This is a genomic window from Streptomyces sp. NPDC050315, assembly GCF_040655775.1.
GTDB lineage: Bacteria > Actinomycetota > Actinomycetes > Streptomycetales > Streptomycetaceae > Streptomyces.
Genome location: NZ_JBFAKN010000007.1, coordinates 54,283 through 72,343, shown reverse-complemented (window position 1 = coordinate 72,343; position 18,061 = coordinate 54,283). Strand labels below are relative to the sequence as shown.

General features: G+C 70.3%; 15 protein-coding genes. 1 reads left to right on the top strand and 14 read right to left on the bottom strand.

Translation table 11 applies throughout. The features are described 5' to 3' along the window. Positions 1-56: 56 nt before the first annotated feature. Positions 57-1,259, bottom strand: coding sequence for an ATP-grasp domain-containing protein (locus tag AB0I82_RS25705; RefSeq protein WP_363260000.1), 1,203 nt, complete (start codon positions 1,257-1,259; stop codon positions 57-59). Positions 1,260-1,553: 294 nt separating this feature from the next. Here AB0I82_RS25705 and AB0I82_RS25700 point away from each other — a divergent pair, with 294 nt between their 5' ends. Next, the gene (locus tag AB0I82_RS25700; protein ID WP_363259727.1) at positions 1,554-2,060 is read left to right on the top strand and encodes a hypothetical protein; all 507 of its coding nucleotides are present in this window, start codon (positions 1,554-1,556) and stop codon (positions 2,058-2,060) included. 91 nt (positions 2,061-2,151) lie between these two features. Here AB0I82_RS25700 and nuoN read toward each other — a convergent pair whose 3' ends face one another. From nuoN to AB0I82_RS25635, 13 genes are read right to left on the bottom strand one after another with little or no spacing between them, the layout of a single operon-like run. Further along, entirely contained in the window at positions 2,152-3,831 is a 1,680-nt protein-coding gene (nuoN, locus tag AB0I82_RS25695; protein ID WP_363259726.1) for an NADH-quinone oxidoreductase subunit NuoN, read from the bottom strand. Next, positions 3,828-5,471 (bottom strand): NADH-quinone oxidoreductase subunit M, encoded by a 1,644-nt coding sequence (locus tag AB0I82_RS25690; RefSeq protein WP_363259725.1) that lies wholly within the window; start codon positions 5,469-5,471, stop codon positions 3,828-3,830. The genes nuoN and AB0I82_RS25690 overlap by 4 nt, the downstream gene beginning before the upstream one ends. A gap of 3 nt (positions 5,472-5,474) precedes the next feature. Further along, entirely contained in the window at positions 5,475-7,421 is a 1,947-nt protein-coding gene (gene nuoL, locus AB0I82_RS25685; RefSeq protein WP_363259724.1) for an NADH-quinone oxidoreductase subunit L, read from the bottom strand. A 12-nt stretch (positions 7,422-7,433) separates the two neighbouring features. Then, the gene (gene nuoK, locus AB0I82_RS25680; protein ID WP_030262617.1) at positions 7,434-7,733 is read right to left on the bottom strand and encodes an NADH-quinone oxidoreductase subunit NuoK; all 300 of its coding nucleotides are present in this window, start codon (positions 7,731-7,733) and stop codon (positions 7,434-7,436) included. Then, on the bottom strand, positions 7,730-8,587 hold the full coding sequence (locus tag AB0I82_RS25675; RefSeq protein WP_363259723.1) for an NADH-quinone oxidoreductase subunit J: 858 nt from the start codon (positions 8,585-8,587) through the stop codon (positions 7,730-7,732). Before AB0I82_RS25675 ends, nuoK begins: the two co-directional genes overlap by 4 nt. After that, positions 8,584-9,216, bottom strand: coding sequence for an NADH-quinone oxidoreductase subunit NuoI (gene nuoI / locus AB0I82_RS25670; RefSeq protein ID WP_030262610.1), 633 nt, complete (start codon positions 9,214-9,216; stop codon positions 8,584-8,586). Before nuoI ends, AB0I82_RS25675 begins: the two co-directional genes overlap by 4 nt. Beyond that, positions 9,209-10,600 carry an NADH-quinone oxidoreductase subunit NuoH gene (gene nuoH / locus AB0I82_RS25665; protein ID WP_363259999.1) on the bottom strand — a complete coding sequence of 464 codons (1,392 nt, stop codon included), beginning with the start codon at positions 10,598-10,600 and terminating at the stop codon, positions 9,209-9,211. Before nuoH ends, nuoI begins: the two co-directional genes overlap by 8 nt. Beyond that, the gene (locus tag AB0I82_RS25660; RefSeq protein WP_363259722.1) at positions 10,600-13,146 is read right to left on the bottom strand and encodes an NADH-quinone oxidoreductase subunit G; all 2,547 of its coding nucleotides are present in this window, start codon (positions 13,144-13,146) and stop codon (positions 10,600-10,602) included. The genes nuoH and AB0I82_RS25660 overlap by 1 nt, the downstream gene beginning before the upstream one ends. After that, entirely contained in the window at positions 13,143-14,519 is a 1,377-nt protein-coding gene (gene nuoF / locus AB0I82_RS25655; protein ID WP_363259721.1) for an NADH-quinone oxidoreductase subunit NuoF, read from the bottom strand. The genes AB0I82_RS25660 and nuoF overlap by 4 nt, the downstream gene beginning before the upstream one ends. Beyond that, entirely contained in the window at positions 14,519-15,400 is an 882-nt protein-coding gene (gene nuoE / locus AB0I82_RS25650) for an NADH-quinone oxidoreductase subunit NuoE (RefSeq protein WP_363259720.1), read from the bottom strand. The genes nuoF and nuoE overlap by 1 nt, the downstream gene beginning before the upstream one ends. Beyond that, the gene (locus tag AB0I82_RS25645; RefSeq protein WP_363259719.1) at positions 15,397-16,728 is read right to left on the bottom strand and encodes an NADH-quinone oxidoreductase subunit D; all 1,332 of its coding nucleotides are present in this window, start codon (positions 16,726-16,728) and stop codon (positions 15,397-15,399) included. The genes nuoE and AB0I82_RS25645 overlap by 4 nt, the downstream gene beginning before the upstream one ends. Then, entirely contained in the window at positions 16,728-17,501 is a 774-nt protein-coding gene (locus AB0I82_RS25640; RefSeq protein WP_363259718.1) for an NADH-quinone oxidoreductase subunit C, read from the bottom strand. The genes AB0I82_RS25645 and AB0I82_RS25640 overlap by 1 nt, the downstream gene beginning before the upstream one ends. Further along, positions 17,498-18,052, bottom strand: a complete 555-nt coding sequence (locus tag AB0I82_RS25635) for an NADH-quinone oxidoreductase subunit B (protein WP_030262584.1) — start codon at positions 18,050-18,052, stop codon at positions 17,498-17,500. The genes AB0I82_RS25640 and AB0I82_RS25635 overlap by 4 nt, the downstream gene beginning before the upstream one ends. Between the last annotated feature and the right edge of the window lie 9 nt (positions 18,053-18,061).

Genomic DNA, 18,061 nt, shown 5'->3' with positions numbered 1-18,061 from the left:
CGTGGCGGTACGGCCCGGACCGCGCTGCCCGGGACCGTCGCGCGGGAATGGGTGTCTCAGCGCTCGTGACACCGGCCCGACCGGTCGCGCCACATCTGCCACAGGTGCTTGGCGCCCGGCCGGACGAACCGCGCGAGCATGGTGAAGAACGGCTTCATGTCGTCGGCGGCGAGCCAGGCCAGCTCCGTGCTCACCGGACGGCCCGGCACATGCGGGGTGGTGTAGCCGCTGCGGCGGTACGCCAGCCAGGCGGGCAGGTCGATGTTCTCCACCACGAAGCGGTGCCCGGCCCGCTGCTCGCCCTCCGGCACCTCGCGCCCGGTCAGGTCCAGGTGCTGGGCGCGGACGACGTCGATGCCCGCCTCGTTCTCGAAGAGCCGGAACTGCGCGCCCATCCGCGGGTTGAAGTCCAGCAGCTTGTAGCGCCGGTCCCGGCGGTCGTAGCGCCAGTCCAGGTCGACGATGCCGCTGAAGCCGATGCGCTTGATGAACTGGGCGGTCATCTCGGCGAGTTCGGGGTTGTCCACGACGTACGCGCAGGCCGTCATCCCGGCGTGCGGCGGCCAGGAGCGGACCTTGACCCCGGTGAACATGGTCAGCGCCGCGCTCTCCCCGTCGAAGTACGCGTGCACGATCCAGTCCTCGGCCTCCTCGCGCGGGAGGTACTCCTGGAGGATCACGCCGGGGTGCGGGCCCCAGCCCTTGGCGAGATGCCGGAGGTGGGCGGCGTCCGCGATGCGCGTGGTGCCGTTCACGGCGGGCCGGCTGCGGCGCTGGAACGCCTCCCGGTTCTTGGCGACGACCGGGAAGCGGGCGTGCGCGGCGAAGTCCTCGATGTCCGCCCGGCTCTGCGGGAAGGCCGTCCGGGGGGACGGGATGCCGTGTTCGGTGCACAGTTCGTGCAGGCCCTGTTTGCTGGCGAGTCTGCGGGAGAGCCCGGGCGGCGTGCGCGGGAAGAGGAAGCGGTCGCCCAGGACGTCCGCGTGCTCGGCGATCAGTACCGCGGCCTCCTCGTCGGTCGGTACGAGGACGGCCGGCCGGCCGATCCGGCGGCCGATCCGCAGCAGGCCGTCGACCAGCCGCTCCGGGTCCTCGCGGCCGGTCGTCGGCCAGACGAACCGCCCCTTGAGGTACCGCGACGCCGCGGCGGGCGTGTATCTGTCCTCCGTGATCGCGTACATGGGGACACCCAGCCGTCCCAGGCTGCGGATTGCCCCCACCCCGCCGTGATGCAGCGGATAATCACCGATCTTCACCATCAGCCCTGGCACGGTCCGGTCGACCGTGAACCGCGTGCTGGCATGAGCCACGTGTCCCCCCTATGGCCACAGCCCCACCCCGGCCGCGCCCCGTGAGGACGCTAGAACCCCGGTAGGCGGCTCGCCAATCCATTTCCGGACATTGCTAACTCTTTAGGTATGTCTCGGATGACTGGTGCGGAATGGGTTGCTGCTGCCCGTCGGGCAGGAGGCATCTCACGGTGCTGCCGGGGCTGTTGTCATGCGCGTGACTGCTAGCCTCACGAAATCTGTCCCACAACGGAGGAGACGTACGTGCGCAAGGCAGCGCAGGGCATTCAGTTCGCCACGGCCGTCGCGGCCGTGGTCCTGCTCGCCGGCTGCAGTGGCGGCAGCGACACCGGCGGCGGCACCGGCGGTGGCGCGAAGAAGTCGGAGTCGCCGTCGCCGTCCGCGTCGTCGGGCGGACAGACGCCCGGTGGCGACGTCTCCGTGGCGTCCCTGGAGGGCGGCTGGACCACGAACGCGCTGCACGCCGACAAGGGCCTGCTGATCCTGTCCGTCTCGAAGCACGAGGCGGTACTGATCGGCAAGAAGTCCTGCGGCGGCAAGGTCGTGGACGGCGAGCCGATCAAGCTCGCCTTCAAGTGCACCGACGGCGACACCGCACACTCCGCGGGCACGGTGCAGAGCCTGGAGGGCAAGAAGCTCACCGTGCGCTGGGCCTCCGGCAAGGAGTCCGTCTTCACCCGGACCGAGGGCACGACGGACCTGCCGTCCATCGACCCCTCGTCGCTGGACGGCTTCCAGCAGAGCGGCTGACGTACCCGGCCGTACTGCGTCCGTACGCCGCTGCCCGGCACCCCTCGCGGGAGTGCCGGGCAGCTTTGTGCGTACGGAGACCGCGCCAGGGTCAGCGGACGAAGACCCCCGCCTGCCCCGCCAGGTCGAGGAAGTACTGCGGCGCGACGCCCAGGACGAGCGTCACCACCACGCCGACCGCGATGGCCGTCATGGTCAGCGGGCTGGGCACCGCCACCGTCGGGCCGTCCGCCTTCGGCTCGTTGAAGAACATCAGGACGATCACCCGGATGTAGAAGAACGCGGCGACCGCCGACGAGAGCACACCGATCACGACCAGCCAGCCCGCGCCGCTCTCCGCCGCCGCCTTGAACACCGCGAACTTCCCCGCGAACCCGGAGGTCAGCGGGATACCGGCGAAGGCCAGCAGGAACACCGCGAACACGGCCGCGACCAGTGGCGAACGCCGCCCGAGCCCCGCCCACTTGGACAGCTGCGTCGCCTCGCCGCCCGCGTCCCGCACCAGCGTGACCACCGCGAACGCGCCGAGCGTCACGAAGGAGTACGCCAGCAGGTAGAAGAGCACCGAGGAGATGCCGTCCTTGCTCGTGGCGATCACACCGGCCAGGATGAAGCCCGCGTGCGCGATCGAGGAGTACGCCAGCAGCCGCTTCACATCGGTCTGGGTGAGCGCGATGACCGCGCCGGCCAGCATCGTCAGGATCGCCACGCCCCACATCACCGGGCGCCAGTCCCAGCGCAGGCCCGGCAGCGCGACGTACAGCAGGCGCAGCAGCGCACCGAACGCGGCGACCTTCGTGGCGGCGGCCATGAAGCCGGTCACCGGGGTCGGCGCGCCCTGATACACGTCCGGGGTCCACATGTGGAACGGGACGGCGCCGACCTTGAACAGCAGGCCCATGACCACCAGCGCGCCGCCGATCAGCAGCAGCGCGTCATTGCCCATGGTGTCGGCGAGCGCCGGGTCGATCTGCTTGGCGCCGTCGCTGACGACCTCGGCGATGCCCGCGTACGTCACCGTGCCCGCGTAGCCGTACAGCAGGGCCACGCCGAAGAGCAGGAACGCCGAGGAGAACGCGCCGAGCAGGAAGTACTTCACCGCCGACTCCTGCGAGAGCAGCCGCTGGCGGCGGGCCAGCGCGCACAGGATGTACAGCGGGAGGGAGAAGACCTCCAGCGCGACGAAGAGCGTCAACAGGTCATTGGCCGCCGGGAAGACCAGCATGCCGCCGATCGCGAAGAGGGCGAGCGGGAAGACCTCGGTGGTGGTGAAGCCGGCCTTGACGGCCGCCTTCTCGGCCTCGCCGCCGGGGACCGCGGCACCCTGCGCCGCGAAGGAGTCCACCGGGCGGCCGTGCGCCGCGGGGTCCAGGCGGCGCTCGGCGAAGGTGAAGACGGCGATCAGCGAGACCAGCAGGATCGTGCCCTGAAGGAAGAGCGCCGGGCCGTCCACCGCGAGCGCGCCCATCGCCGCGACCTGGGCCTTCGTGCTGCCGAAGCCGCCCGCCGCGAGGCCGATGACCGCGGCGAAGGCGGCGGCCAGCGCGACCACGGAGAGCAGCACCTGCGCGTAGTACCGGCCGCGGCGCGGCCAGAACGCCTCGACGATCACGGCCAGCACGGCCGCGCCGAGCACGATCAGGGTCGGCGCCAGCTGTGCGTACTCGATGTGCGGCGCCGGAATCCTGCCGGGGCCGTCCGGGGCCAACGGGGAACCGGCCGCCCCGTCCGCCATCGTCCACAGACTGTGGACCGCTGCCACGGATGTCACTTCGCGGCCTCCGCATCTCGATCGGAACCGGCCTCATGCGGCTCGGCATTGACCCGTACGTCGGGCTTGGGGTCCTGCCTGTCCACGACGGACAGCGTGTGGTCCACCGCCGGATTGACGATGGAGGTCAGCGGCTTCGGGTAGACGCCGAGGAAGAGCAGCAGCGCGATCAGCGGCGCCACCACCACCAGCTCCCGGGCCTTGAGGTCGGGCATCCCCTGCACCTCGGCCTTGACCGGCCCGGTCATCGTGCGCTGGTACAGCACGAGGACGTACAGCGCGGCCAGCACGATGCCCACCGTGGCGATGATGCCGATGACCGGATACCGGCTGAACGTGCCGACCAGGACCAGGAACTCGCTGACGAACGGCGCGAGGCCGGGCAGCGACAGCGTGGCGAGACCGCCGATCAGGAACGTGCCGGCCAGCACCGGCGCGACCTTCTGCACGCCGCCGTAGTCCGCGATGAGGCGCGAGCCGCGGCGGGTGATCAGGAAGCCGGCGACCAGCATCAGCGCCGCCGTCGAGATCCCGTGGTTGACCATGTACAGCGTCGCGCCGCCCTGGCCCTGGCTGGTCATCGCGAAGATGCCCAGGACGATGAAGCCGAAGTGGGAGATGGACGCGTACGCGATCAGGCGCTTGATGTCCCGCTGGGCGACCGCGAGCAGCGCGCCGTACAGGATGCTGATCAGCGCCAGGACGAGGATCACCGGCGTGGCCCACTTGCTGGCCTCGGGGAAGAGCTGGAGGCAGAAGCGGAGCATCGCGAACGTGCCGACCTTGTCGACCACCGCGGTGATCAGCACCGCGACCGGCGCCGTGGACTCGCCCATGGCGCCCGGCAGCCAGGTGTGCAGCGGCCACAGCGGCGCCTTCACCGCGAAGGCGAAGAAGAAGCCGAGGAAGAGCAGCCGCTCCGTGCCCGCGCCCATGGTCAGCTCGCCGGCCGCGCGGGCCTGGACGATCTGCTGGAGCGAGAAGGTGCCGGTGCCGAGCTGGTCGGCGGTGACGGCGTACAGGCCGATCACCGCGGCCAGCATGATCAGGCCGCCGGCGAGGTTGTACAGCAGGAACTTCACCGCGGCGGACGAGCGCCGGGCCGCGCCCTCCGTGGCGTCGTGCGCGCCGGCCCGGTCCCCGAAGCCTCCGATGAGGAAGTACATCGGGATGAGCATGGCTTCGAAGAAGATGTAGAAGAGGAAGACGTCGGTGGCCTCGAAGGAGAGGATCACCATCGCCTCGACGGCGAGAATCAGCGCGAAGAGGCCCTGGGTCGGGCGCCAACGACGGTTCGAGTTGTCCTCTTCCAGCGGGTCGGCGTCGTGCCAGCCCGCCAGGATCACGAACGGGACCAGCAGCGCGGTCAGCGCGATCAGCGCCACCCCGATGCCGTCCACACCGAGCTCGTACCGCACGCCGAAGTCGGCGATCCAGGCGTGCGACTCGGTGAGCTGGAACGGGCCCTTGGCGCCGGGGTCGAAGCGGACCGCGATCACCAGCGCCAGCGCCAGCGTGGCCAGCGAGAAGAGCAGCGCCAGCCACTTGGCGGCGGTGCGCTTCGCGGCGGGCACCGCGGCCGTGGCCACCGCACCGATCGCCGGGACCGCGGCCGCGGCCGTCAGCAGGGGAAACGACATGGCTCAGACACCCCTCATCAGCAGGGTCGCGAAGACCAGCACCGCGGCGCCGCCCAGCATCTGCAGGGCGTAGGAGCGGACGTAACCGGTCTGCAGGCGGCGCAGCCGGCCGGAGAGACCGCCGACCGACACCGCGGTGCCGTTGACCGCGCCGTCGACGACGGAGTGGTCGATCTGCTCCAGCGCGCGGGTCAGCTGCTCGCCGCCGCGGACCAGTACGACGTGGTTGAAGTCGTCCTGGAGCAGGTCGCGCCGGGCGGCGCGGGTGAGGAACGAGCCGCGCGGCGCCACGGCCGGTACGGGCTTGCGGCCGTACTGGAGCCAGGCGAGGGCGACGCCGAGCAGCAGCACCACGATGGTCGCGGAGGTCACCGCGGCCGCGCTGAGCGGGGAGTGGCCGTGCTCGAAGGCGGTGACCGGCTCCAGCCAGTGCACGAACGCCTCGTTGATGCTGAACAGTCCGCCCGCGAAGACCGATCCGAAGGCCAGCAGGATCATCGGGAGCGTCATGGACTTCGGCGACTCGTGCGGATGCGGAGGTTCGTACTCGCCCCTGGTCTCGGCCGCGGGCTCCACGCTCGGCTCGGCCGGTGACGGCGTCGGGGCCTTGCGCCAGCGCTCCTCGCCGAAGAAGGTCATCAGCATCACGCGCGTCATGTAGAACGCGGTGATCCCGGCGCCGAGCAGGGCCGCTCCCCCGAGAATCCAGCCCTGGGTGCCGCCCGAGGCGAACGCCGCCTCGATGATCTTGTCCTTGGAGAAGAAACCGGAGAGGCCGGGGAAGCCGATGATGGCGAGATAGCCCAGGCCGAACGTCACGAACGTGACCGGCATGTACTTCCGCAGGCCGCCGTAACGGCGCATGTCCACCTCGTCGTTCATCCCGTGCATCACGGAACCGGCGCCGAGGAAGAGGCCCGCCTTGAAGAAGCCGTGGGTGACCAGGTGCATGATCGCGAAGGCGTACCCGATCGGGCCCAGCCCGGCCGCGAGGATCATGTACCCGATCTGCGACATCGTCGAGCCCGCGAGGGCCTTCTTGATGTCGTCCTTCGCGCAACCGACGATCGCACCGAAGAGGAGCGTGACCGCGCCGACCGCGACCACCGCGGTCTGCGCGTCCGGCGCCGCATTGAAGATCGCGCCGGAGCGGGTGATCAGGTAGACCCCCGCGGTGACCATCGTGGCGGCGTGGATCAGGGCCGAGACCGGGGTCGGGCCCTCCATCGCGTCACCCAGCCAGGACTGCAGCGGCACCTGTGCGGACTTGCCGCACGCGGCCAGCAGCAGCATCAGCCCGATGGCGGTGAGCATGCCCTCGCTGGTGTCGGTCGCCGCGCCCAGCACCGGGCCGAAAGCGAACGTCCCGAAGGTGGTGAACATCAGCATGATCGCGATGGACAGGCCCATGTCGCCGACCCGGTTGACCAGGAACGCCTTCTTGGCCGCCGTCGCCGCGCTCGGCTTGTGCTGCCAGAACCCGATGAGGAGGTACGAGGCGAGGCCGACGCCCTCCCAGCCGACGTACAGCAGGAGGTAGTTGTCGGCGAGGACGAGCAGCAGCATCGCCGCGAGGAACAGATTCAGATAGCCGAAGAAGCGGCGGCGCCGCTCGTCGTGCTCCATGTAGCCGATCGAGTAGATGTGGATCAGCGATCCGACACCGGTGATCAGCAGCACGAACGTCATCGACAACTGGTCGAGCTGGAAGGCGACGTCGGCCCGGAAGCCGCCCACCGGGATCCAGCTGAAGAGGTGCTGGTGCAGGGCGCGGTCCTCGGCGCCCCTGCCCAGCATGTCCGCGAACAGCACCAGGCCGATGACGAACGACACCACCGCGAGCAGCGTGCCGAGCAGGTGGCCCGTACGGTCCAGGCGTTTGCCGCCGCAGAGCAGCACGGCCGCACCGACCAGTGGTGCCCCGACGAGCAGCGCGATCAGAGATTCCACGAGTGCGACCCCTTACAGCTTCATCAGGCTGGCGTCGTCGACCGAGGCCGTATGGCGGGTACGGAAGATCGTCACGATGATCGCCAGGCCGACCACGACCTCGGCCGCGGCGACGACCATCGTGAAGAACGCAATGATCTGGCCGTCCAGATTTCCGTGCAGCCGCGAGAAGGCCACGAAGGCGAGATTGCAGGCGTTCAGCATCAGCTCGACGCACATGAAGAGCACGATGGCGTTCCGCCTGATCAGCACCCCGGCCGCGCCGATGGTGAAGAGCAGCGCCGCCAGATAGAGGTAGTTGATCGGATTCATCGCGTGGCCTCCTCGCCGCGCTCCCGGGCCTGCTCGCCGCGGGTCGGGTCCTCGCCGCGCTCCAGCCACTCCGAGGAGCGCCGCTCCAGCGCCGCCAGCTCCGCCAGCGACTCCCCCGACACGTCCCGGATCTGGCCGCGCTTGCGCAGGGTCGGATTGACGGTGAGCTCGGAGGGGGTGCCGTCGGGCAGCAGGCCGGGCACGTCGACCGCGTTGTGCCGGGCGTACACACCCGGCGCGGGCAGCGGCGTGACCTGCGTGCCTTCGCGTACGCGGCGCTCGGCCAGCTCGCGCTGGGTCTTGGCGCGCTCGGTGCGCTCCTTGTGCGTGAGGACCATCGCGCCGACCGCCGCGGTGATCAGCAGCGCGCCGGTGAGCTCGAACGCAAAGACGTACTTGGTGAAGATGAGGGCCGCCAGGCCCTGCACGTTGCCCCCGGCGTTGGCCTCGCCGAGGCCGTTGAAGTGCGTCACCGAGGCGTTGCCGAGGCCGGCGATCAGCAGGATGCCGAAGCCGAGCCCGGCGCCGGCCGCCAGCCAGCGCTGGCCCTTGAGCGTCTCCTTGAGGGAGTCCGCCGCCGTGACACCGACCAGCATGACCACGAAGAGGAAGAGCATCATGATCGCGCCGGTGTAGACGACGATCTGGACGACGCCGAGGAAGTACGCGCCGTTGGCGAGGTAGAAGACCGCCAGGATGATCATGGTGGCGGCGAGCGAGAGCGCGCTGTGCACCGCCCGCTTCATCAGGACCGTGGCCAGCGCGCCGACCACGGCGACCGTGCCGAGGATCCAGAACTGCACCGCCTCGCCCGTGGAGGTCGCGGAGGCCGCGGCCAGTACCGCGCTGCTCATGCCTCCACCCCCGTCCCCGCCGGGCGTTCGGCCGTGGGCGCCGGGGTCTCGGGCGTCCCGGCCGGACCCTCGTCCGGCCGCTCGCCCTTGCTGACCGCGACCTGCCGCTCCGTGCCCGGCGCGGCCTCGGTCACCAGGCCGCTGTAGTAGTCCTTCTCCGTCATGCCGGGGAAGATCGCGTGCGGGCTGTCGACCATGCCCTCTTCCAGGCCCGCGAGCAGCTCCTCCTTGGTGTAGATGAGGGACTCGCGGGTGCGGTCGGCGAGCTCGTACTCGTTCGTCATCGTGAGCGCGCGGGTGGGGCACGCCTCGACGCACAGGCCGCACAGGATGCAGCGGAGGTAGTTGATCTGGTAGACGCGGCCGTACCGCTCGCCGGGCGAGTACCGCTCCTCGTCCGTGTTGTCCGCGCCCTCCACATAGATGGCGTCGGCCGGGCAGGCCCAGGCGCAGAGCTCGCAGCCCACGCACTTCTCCAGGCCGTCCGGATGGCGGTTGAGCTGGTGCCGGCCGTGGAAACGAGGCGCGGTCGGCTTCTTCTCCTCCGGGTACTGCTCGGTGAGCCGCTTCTTGAACATGGCCTTGAAGGTCACGCCGAAGCCGGCCACCGGATTCTGGAAATCAGACACCGTTGTCCCCCTTTCCATTTTCGTCACTGTCAGTATTGACCCCGCCACTGACAATCAGCTCGCGATCTTGATGGCGCGACCGCCTTCGCGGCACCGGCGGCAGCGTTTGCCCAGGCAGCGGCGGTACGGGGAAGCCGCCCGCCATCGCGTCGAAGGGCTCCTCGGCAGCCGGTTCGGGCTCCTTCTCGCTCTTGCGGAAGAAGTCCGCGACGAAGGAGATCAACAACAGGGCGACCGCGGCGCCACCGACGTACAGCACGATCCGCTGGAAGTCGTACCCCTCGTTCCGCAGCGCCCGCACCGTCGCGACCAGCATCAGCCAGACCATCGAGACCGGGATGAGGACCTTCCAGCCCAGCTTCATGAACTGGTCGTAGCGGACGCGGGGAAGCGTGCCGCGCAGCCAGATGAAGAAGAAGAGCAGCAGCTGGATCTTGATGGTGAACCAGAGCAGCGGCCACCAGCCGTGGTTCGCGCCCTCCCAGACGGTGCTGATCGGCCACGGGGCCCGCCAGCCGCCGAGGAAGAGGGTGACCGCGACCGCCGAGACGGTGACCATGTTGACGTACTCGGCGAGCATGAACATCGCGAACTTGATGGAGGAGTACTCCGTGTTGAAGCCGCCGACCAGGTCGCCCTCGGACTCCGGCATGTCGAACGGCGCACGGTTGGTCTCGCCGACCATCGCCACGATGTAGATCAGGAAGGAGACCGGCAGCAGCGCGACGTACCAGGTGCTCTGCTGTCCGTCGACGATCGCCGAGGTGGACATCGAGCCGGAGTAGAGGAACACCGACGCGAAGGCCATGCCCATCGCGATCTCGTAACTGATCATCTGGGCGCAGGAGCGGAGCCCGCCGAGCAGCGGGTACGTCGAGCCCGAGGACCAGCCCGCGAGCACGATGCCGTAGATGCCGACCGAGGCCGTGGCCAGGATGTACAGGACGGCGATCGGCAGGTCGGTCAGCTGCATCGTCGTGCGCTGGCCGAAGATCGAGATCTCGTTGTCGGCCGGGCCGAACGGGATGACGGCGAACGCCATGAAGGCGGGGATGGCCGCGACGACCGGCGCGAGGACGTACACCGCCTTGTCCGCCCGCTTGACGACCACGTCTTCCTTGAGCATCAGCTTGATGCCGTCGGCGAGGGACTGGAGCATGCCCCAGGGGCCGTGCCGGTTGGGCCCGATGCGCAGCTGCATCCAGGCGACGACCTTGCGCTCCCAGACGATCGAGAAGAGCACGGTCAGCATCAGGAACGCGAAGCAGAAGACCGCCTTGATGACCACCAGCCACCACGGGTCGCGCCCGAAGACGCTCAGGTCCTCGGCGGCCAGCGCGATCCGGTCCGCGCCGAGCGCCAGCTGTTCCGCGGCGAGACTCATCATTCCGCCACCTCCGTGCCGTCCGCCAAGGCCGCCGGGCCCGCGGTCTTCGCGGCGACCGTCACCAGGTCACCGGGGTTCGCTCCGGTGTCGTACGGGACGCCGCCGCCCCGGGAGTTGAGCGGCAGCCACACCACCCGGTCGGGCATCTCGCTGACCTGGAGGGGGAAGGTCACCGCGCCGCGCGGGCCGGTGACCTGCACCTCCGCGCCGTCCTTGAGGCCCGCCTCGGCGGCGGTGGCGGCGGACATCCGGGCCACCGCGGCGTGCCGGGTGCCGGCCAGCGCCGCGTCGCCCTCCTGCATCCGCCCCAGGTCCAGCAGCAGCCGGTGCCCGGCGAGCACCGCCTCGCCCGTACCGGGCCGGGGCAGCGCCCGTGCCTCGGTGCCGGCGAGGACGTCACCGGTGGCGGGCGGCCCGTCCCAGCCGCCGAGCCGGTCCAGCTCCGCCCGTACGGCACGCACGTCCGGCAGCGCCAGACCCGGTACCGAGTCGTCCGCCACGGACATCGCGTCCGCCAGCATGTGCAGCACCCGCGCATCGGGGAGCAGATGGCGGCGCGTCATCTGGTCCGGCTTGAGCGCGGCCTCGAAGGGCCGTGCCCGGCCTTCCCAGTTGAGGAACGTGCCCGCCTTCTCCACGACGGCGGCCACCGGCAGCACCACATCGGCGCGCCGGGTCACCTCGCTCGGCCGCTGCTCCAGGCTGACCAGGAAACCGACGGCGTCGAGCGCTTCGACCGCGCGCCGCGGGTCGGGCAGGTCCTCGACCCCGACGCCGGCCACCACCAGGGCGTTCAGCTCGCCGGTGGCAGCGGCCTCCAGGATCTGACCGGTGTCCCGGCCGTGCCGGTGCGGCAGCGCGGCCACGCCCCAGGCGCGGGCGACCTCGTCGCGGGCGCGCGGGTCCGTCGCGGGCCGGCCGCCGGGCAGCAGCCCGGGGAGCGCGCCCGCTTCGACGGCGCCCCGTTCGCCCGCCCGGCGCGGGATCCATACGAGCCGCGCACCGGTGGCCGAGGCAGCGCGTACCGCGGCGGTGAGCGCCCCCGGTACGGCGGCCAGCCGCTCGCCGACGACGATCACCGAGCCCTCGGCCCGCAGCGCCTCGGCCGCAGCCCGGCCCTCACCCTCCAGCCCGACCCCGCCCGCCAGCGCGTCCAGCCACTCCGTCTCCGTACCGGGCGCCGCGGGCAGCAGCGTGCCGCCCGCCTTGATGAGCCCCCGGGTGGCGTACGAAGCGAGCCCGAAGGTCCGCTGGCGGTTCTTGCGGTGCGCCTTGCGCAGCCGCAGGAAGACGCCGGGCGCCTCCTCCTCGGCCTCGATGCCCGCCAACAGGACGGCGGGCGCGGCCTCCAGAGAGCGGTACGTGACTCCCTGTCCGTCCAGGTCACGGCCGCGCCCCGCGACCTGCGCCGCGAGGAAACCGGCCTCCTCCGCGCTGTGCACGCGGGCCCGGAAGTCGATGTCGTTCGTGTCCAGGACGGTCCGCGCGAACTTGGCGTACGCGTAGGAGTCCTCGACCGTGAGCCGGCCGCCGGTCAGCACCCCGGCCCGGCCCCGCGCCGCGGCGAGCCCGCGGGCCGCCGCCTCCAGCGCCTCGGGCCAGCTCGCCGGGGTCAGCTCACCCGTGGCCGCGTCCCGGACGAGCGGCGTCTCCAGCCGGTCGGGCAGCTGCCCGTACCGGAAGGCGAACCGGCCCTTGTCGCAGATCCACTCCTCGTTGACCTCGGGGTCGTCGGCCGCGAGCCGCCGCATGACCTTGCCGCGCCGGTGGTCCGTACGCGTCGCGCAGCCGCCCGCGCAGTGCTCGCACACGGACGGCGAGGAGACCAGGTCGAAGGGGCGGGAGCGGAACCGGTACGCCGCCGAGGTCAGCGCGCCGACCGGGCAGATCTGGATGGTGTTCCCGGAGAAGTACGACTCGAACGGGTCACCCTCGCCGGTACCGACCTGCTGCAGCGCGCCGCGCTCCAGGAGCTCGATCATCGGGTCGCCGGCCACCTGGTTGGAGAAGCGGGTGCAGCGGGCGCACAGTACGCAGCGCTCGCGGTCCAGCAGCACCTGCTGGGAGATCGGCACCGGCTTCTGGAAGGTGCGCTTCTTGCCCTCGAAGCGGGAGTCGGCCTGTCCGGCGGACATGGCCTGGTTCTGCAGCGGGCACTCGCCGCCCTTGTCGCAGACCGGGCAGTCCAGCGGGTGGTTGATCAGCAGCAGCTCCATCACGCCGCGCTGCGCCTTCTCGGCGACCGGCGAGGTGAGCTGGGACTTCACGACCATGCCGTCGGTGCAGGTGATCGTGCAGGAGGCCATCGGCTTGCGCTGGCCCTCGACCTCGACGATGCACTGGCGGCAGGCGCCGGCCGGGTCCAGCAGCGGGTGGTCGCAGAAGCGTGGGATCTCGATGCCGAGCATCTCGGCGGCCCGGATGACCAGAGTGCCCTTCGGCACGCTGATCTCGATGCCGTCGATGGTCAGCGACACGAGGTCTTCGGGCGGGACCGCCGCCTCATCGCCCCCGGAGGGCGCGTTATTAGTGGTCACTGTCATGCGTTCACCTCCAGGTGCTTGTCGGCCCAAGCGGTGGACTTGGCCGGGTCGAAGGGGCAGCCCTTGCCGGTGACGTGCTGCTCGTACTCCGCGCGGAAGTACTTGAGCGAGGAGAAGATCGGCGAGGCGGCGCCGTCACCGAGGGCGCAGAAGGACTTGCCGTTGATGTTGTCGGCGATGTCGTTCAGCTTGTCGAGGTCTTCCATGCGGCCCTTGCCGGCCTCGATGTCCCGCAGCAACTGCACGAGCCAGTACGTGCCTTCGCGGCAGGGCGTGCACTTACCGCACGATTCATGCGCATAAAACTCGGTCCACCGCGTCACGGCCCGTACGACACACGTGGTCTCGTCGAAGCACTGGAGAGCCTTGGTGCCGAGCATCGACCCGGCAGCTCCCACGCCCTCGTAGTCCAGCGGGACGTCCAGGTGCTCGTCGGTGAACATCGGCGTGGACGAGCCGCCGGGGGTCCAGAACTTCAGCCGGTGGCCTGGGCGGATGCCGCCGCTCATGTCGAGCAGCTGGCGCAGCGTGATGCCGAGCGGGGCTTCGTACTGGCCGGGGTTGGTGACATGGCCGCTCAGCGAGTACAGCGTGAAGCCCGGGGACTTCTCGCTGCCCATCGAGCGGAACCACTCCTTGCCCCGGTTCATGATGGCGGGAACCGACGCGATGGACTCGACGTTGTTCACGACAGTGGGGCAGGCGTACAGGCCCGCCACCGCGGGGAAAGGGGGACGCAGCCGGGGCTGTCCGCGCCGGCCTTCGAGGGAGTCCAGCAGCGCGGTCTCCTCGCCGCAGATGTACGCGCCCGCGCCCGCGTGCACGGTGAGTTCGAGGTCGAGTTCGGACCCCATCACGTTTTTGCCGAGGTAGCCCGCCGCGTACGCCTCGCGTACGGCCTCGTGCAAGCGCCGCAGTACGGGCACGGTCTCCCCGCGCAGATAGATGAAAGCGTGCTCCGACCGGATCGCGTGACAAGCGATGATGATCCCCTCAATGAGGGAATGCGGGTTCGCGAAGAGGAGCGGGATGTCCTTGCAGGTCCCGGGCTCCGACTCGTCGGCGTTGACCACCAGATAGTGCGGCTTGCCGTCCCCCTGGGGGATGAACTGCCACTTCATGCCCGTGGGGAAGCCGGCGCCGCCGCGGCCGCGCAGCCCCGCGTCCTTGACGTACGCGATGACGTCGTCCGGGGCCATGGCCAGTGCCTTGCGCGCGCCTTCGTAGCCTTCGTGCCGCCGGTAGGTCTCCAGGGTCCAGGAGTTCGGCTGGTCCCAGAAGGCCGACAGGACGGGGGTGAGCAGCTTCTCCGGGCTGGTCTCTCCCCCGGCCTCCGGCTGCGAGTGGCCACCGTATTCCGTGGACAAGGTCATCACTCTCCCTCCTCGGCGGCGGGTCCGGCGGGGTGGTGAGGATCGGACGCCGAGGTGTCTCGGGGCGCGTCGTGCGAGCTCGGATGGGTCGCCGGGGCCTCGCCGGGCGCGCGCCCGGAAGGTGCCTCGTCGGTCGGACGGTCGCCGGCGCGCGGGGCGACGACGTGGTCCGTGCCGCCCGGCAGCTCCTCGCCCCTGGCCAGCCGGAGCCCGGCGAGCGAGGCGGCGCCCGCGCCGCCGGTCGCCTCGACGGCGCCCTCCCGCCGGTCGGGGAAGCCGGCCAGTATGCGGGCGGTGTCCTTGTACGTGCACAGGGGCGCGCCGCGGGTCGGGGAGACGGGCCGCCCGGCCCGCAGGTCGTCGACCAGCTGCTTCGCGCTCTCCGGCGTCTGGTTGTCGAAGAACTCCCAGTTGACCATCACGACGGGCGCGTAGTCGCAGGCGGCGTTGCACTCGATGTGTTCGAGGGTGACCTTGCCGTCGGCGGTGGTCTCGTCGTTGCCGACGCCGAGGTGTTCCTTCAGCTCGTCGAAGATCGCGTCGCCGCCCATGACGGCGCAGAGGGTGTTGGTGCACACCCCGACCTGGTAGTCGCCGCTCGGCTTGCGGCGGTACATCGTGTAGAAGGTCGAGACGGCCGTGACCTCGGCGGTGGTGAGGTCCAGCATTTCGGCGCAGAAGCGGATGCCCGTGCGGGTGACGTGGCCTTCCTCGGACTGGACGAGGTGCAGCAGCGGCAGCAGGGCCGAGCGCGCGCCGGGGTAGCGGGCGATCACCTCCTTCGCGTCCGCTTCGAGCCGGGCCCGTACGTCGGCCGGGTAATCGGGGGCGGGGAGCTGCGGCATCCCCAGACTGACGCCCTCGGATGAACTGGTGGTCACCGGTCGACGCCTCCCATCACGGGGTCGATGGACGCGACGGCGACGATGACGTCGGCGACCTGGCCGCCTTCGCACATGGCCGCCATGGCCTGCAGATTGGTGAAGGACGGGTCGCGGAAGTGGACGCGGTACGGGCGGGTCCCGCCGTCGCTGACCGCGTGCACCCCGAGCTCGCCCTTGGGGGACTCCACGGCCACGTACGCCTGTCCGGGCGGCACCCGGAAGCCCTCCGTCACCAGCTTGAAGTGGTGGATCAGGGCCTCCATGGAGGTGCCCATGATCTTCTTGATGTGGTCCAGGGAGTTGCCGAGGCCGTCCGGGCCGAGCGCGAGCTGCGCGGGCCAGGCGATCTTCTTGTCCCCGACCATGACCGGGCCCGGCTCCAGCCGGTCCAGGCACTGCTCGACGATCCGCAGGCTCTGCCGCATCTCCTCCAGGCGGAGCAGGAAGCGGCCGTAGGCGTCGCAGGTGTCGGTGGTCGGGACCTCGAAGTCGTAGGTCTCGTAGCCGCAGTAGGGGTCGGACTTGCGCAGGTCGTGCGGCAGGCCCGCGGAGCGCAGGACCGGCCCGGTGGCGCCGGTGGCCAGGCAGCCGGCCAGGTCCAGGTGGCCGATGCCCTGCATGCGGCCCTTGAAGACCGGGTTGCCGGTGGCGAGCTTGTCGTACTCGGTCAGGTTCTTGCGCATCTTCTTCACGAAGGCGCGTACCTGGTCGACGGCGCCGGGCGGCAGATCCTGGGCGAGGCCGCCGGGCCGGACGAACGCGTGGTTCATGCGCAGGCCGGTGATCAGCTCGTAGATGTCCAGGACCAGTTCGCGGTCGCGGAAGCCGTAGATCATGATCGTGGTGGCGCCGAGCTCCATGCCGCCGGTGGCGATGGCCACCAGATGCGACGAGAGCCGGTTGAGCTCCATCAGCAGTACGCGGATGATCGTGGCCCGGTCCGGGACGTCGTCCGTGATGCCGAGCAGCTTCTCCACGGCCAGGCAGTACGCCGTCTCGTTGTAGAACGGCGTCAGGTAGTCCATCCGCGTGACGAAGGTCGTGCCCTGGGTCCAGGTGCGGTATTCGAGGTTCTTCTCGATGCCGGTGTGGAGGTAGCCGATGCCGCAGCGGGCCTCGGTGACGGTCTCGCCGTCGATCTCCAGGATGAGCCGGAGCACGCCGTGCGTGGAGGGGTGCTGCGGGCCCATGTTGACGACGATGCGCTCGTCGTCGGCCTTGGCGGCGGCCTCGACGACCTCGTCCCAGTCGCCACCGGTGACGGTGTAGACCGTGCCCTCGGTGGTCTCGCGGGGAGTCGCGTGGGAAGTGGACGAGTTGGACATCAGCTGTACGACCTCCGCTGGTCGGGAGCCGGGATCTGGGCGCCCTTGTACTCGACGGGGATGCCGCCGAGCGGGTAGTCCTTGCGCTGCGGGAAGCCCTGCCAGTCGTCCGGCATCATGATCCGGGTGAGCGCCGGGTGGCCGTCGAAGATCAGACCGAAGAAGTCGTAGACCTCGCGCTCGTGCCAGTCGTTGGTCGGATAGACGCTGACGACCGACGGGATGTGCGGGTCGGCGTCGGGCGCGGAGACCTCCAGCCGGATCAGCCGGGTGTGGGTGATCGACCGCAGGTGGTAGACGGCGTGCAGCTCGCGGCCCTTGTCGCCGGGGAAGTGCACGGCGCTGACGCCGGTGCACAGTTCGAAGCGGAGGGCCGGGTCGTCGCGGAGCGTCTTCGCGACGACCGGGAGGTACTCCCGCTCGATGTGGAACGTCAGCTCGCCGCGGTCGACGACGGTCTTCTCGATGACGTTCTCGGGGACCAGCCCCTGCTCCTCCAGCGCGCCTTCGAGCTCGTCGGCGACCTCGTCGAACCAGCCGCCGTACGGCCGCGCGCTCGCCCCCGGCAGCCGTACCGTCCGTACGAGCCCGCCGTACCCCGAGGTGTCGCCGCCGTTGTTGGCGCCGAACATGCCCCTGCGGGTGCCGATGACCTCGCCGTGGTCCAGGCGCTGGCCTGGGAGGTTCTCCACGCCGATTTCCTTGTCGGGATTGACCCCGTTGGCCGTCGTACCGTTCTTCGGCCCGCTCGCGCCGTTCTTCGGGTCGCTCACCGCAGCAGCCCCTTCAGCTCGATCGTCGGGAGTGCCTTGAGCGCCGCCTCCTCCGCCTCGCGGGCCGCCTCCTCGGCGTTGACCCCGAGCTTGGAGCCCTGGATCTTCTCGTGGAGCTTGAGGATGGCGTCCATCAGCATTTCGGGGCGGGGCGGGCATCCCGGGAGATAGATGTCGACCGGGACGATGTGGTCCACGCCCTGCACGATGGCGTAGTTGTTGAACATTCCGCCCGTAGAGGCACAGACGCCCATGGAGATGACCCATTTCGGGTTCGGCATCTGGTCGTAGACCTGGCGCAGTACGGGCGCCATCTTCTGGCTGACCCGGCCGGCCACGATCATCAGGTCGGCCTGCCGGGGCGAGCCGCGGAAGACCTCCATGCCGAAGCGCGCCAGGTCGTAGCGACCGGCGCCGGTGGTCATCATCTCGATGGCGCAGCACGCGAGCCCGAACGTCGCCGGGAAGACCGATGACTTGCGCACCCAGCCCGCGGCCTGTTCGACGGTGCTCAGCAGAAAGCCGCTGGGCAGCTTCTCTTCAAGTCCCATTGGGTGACC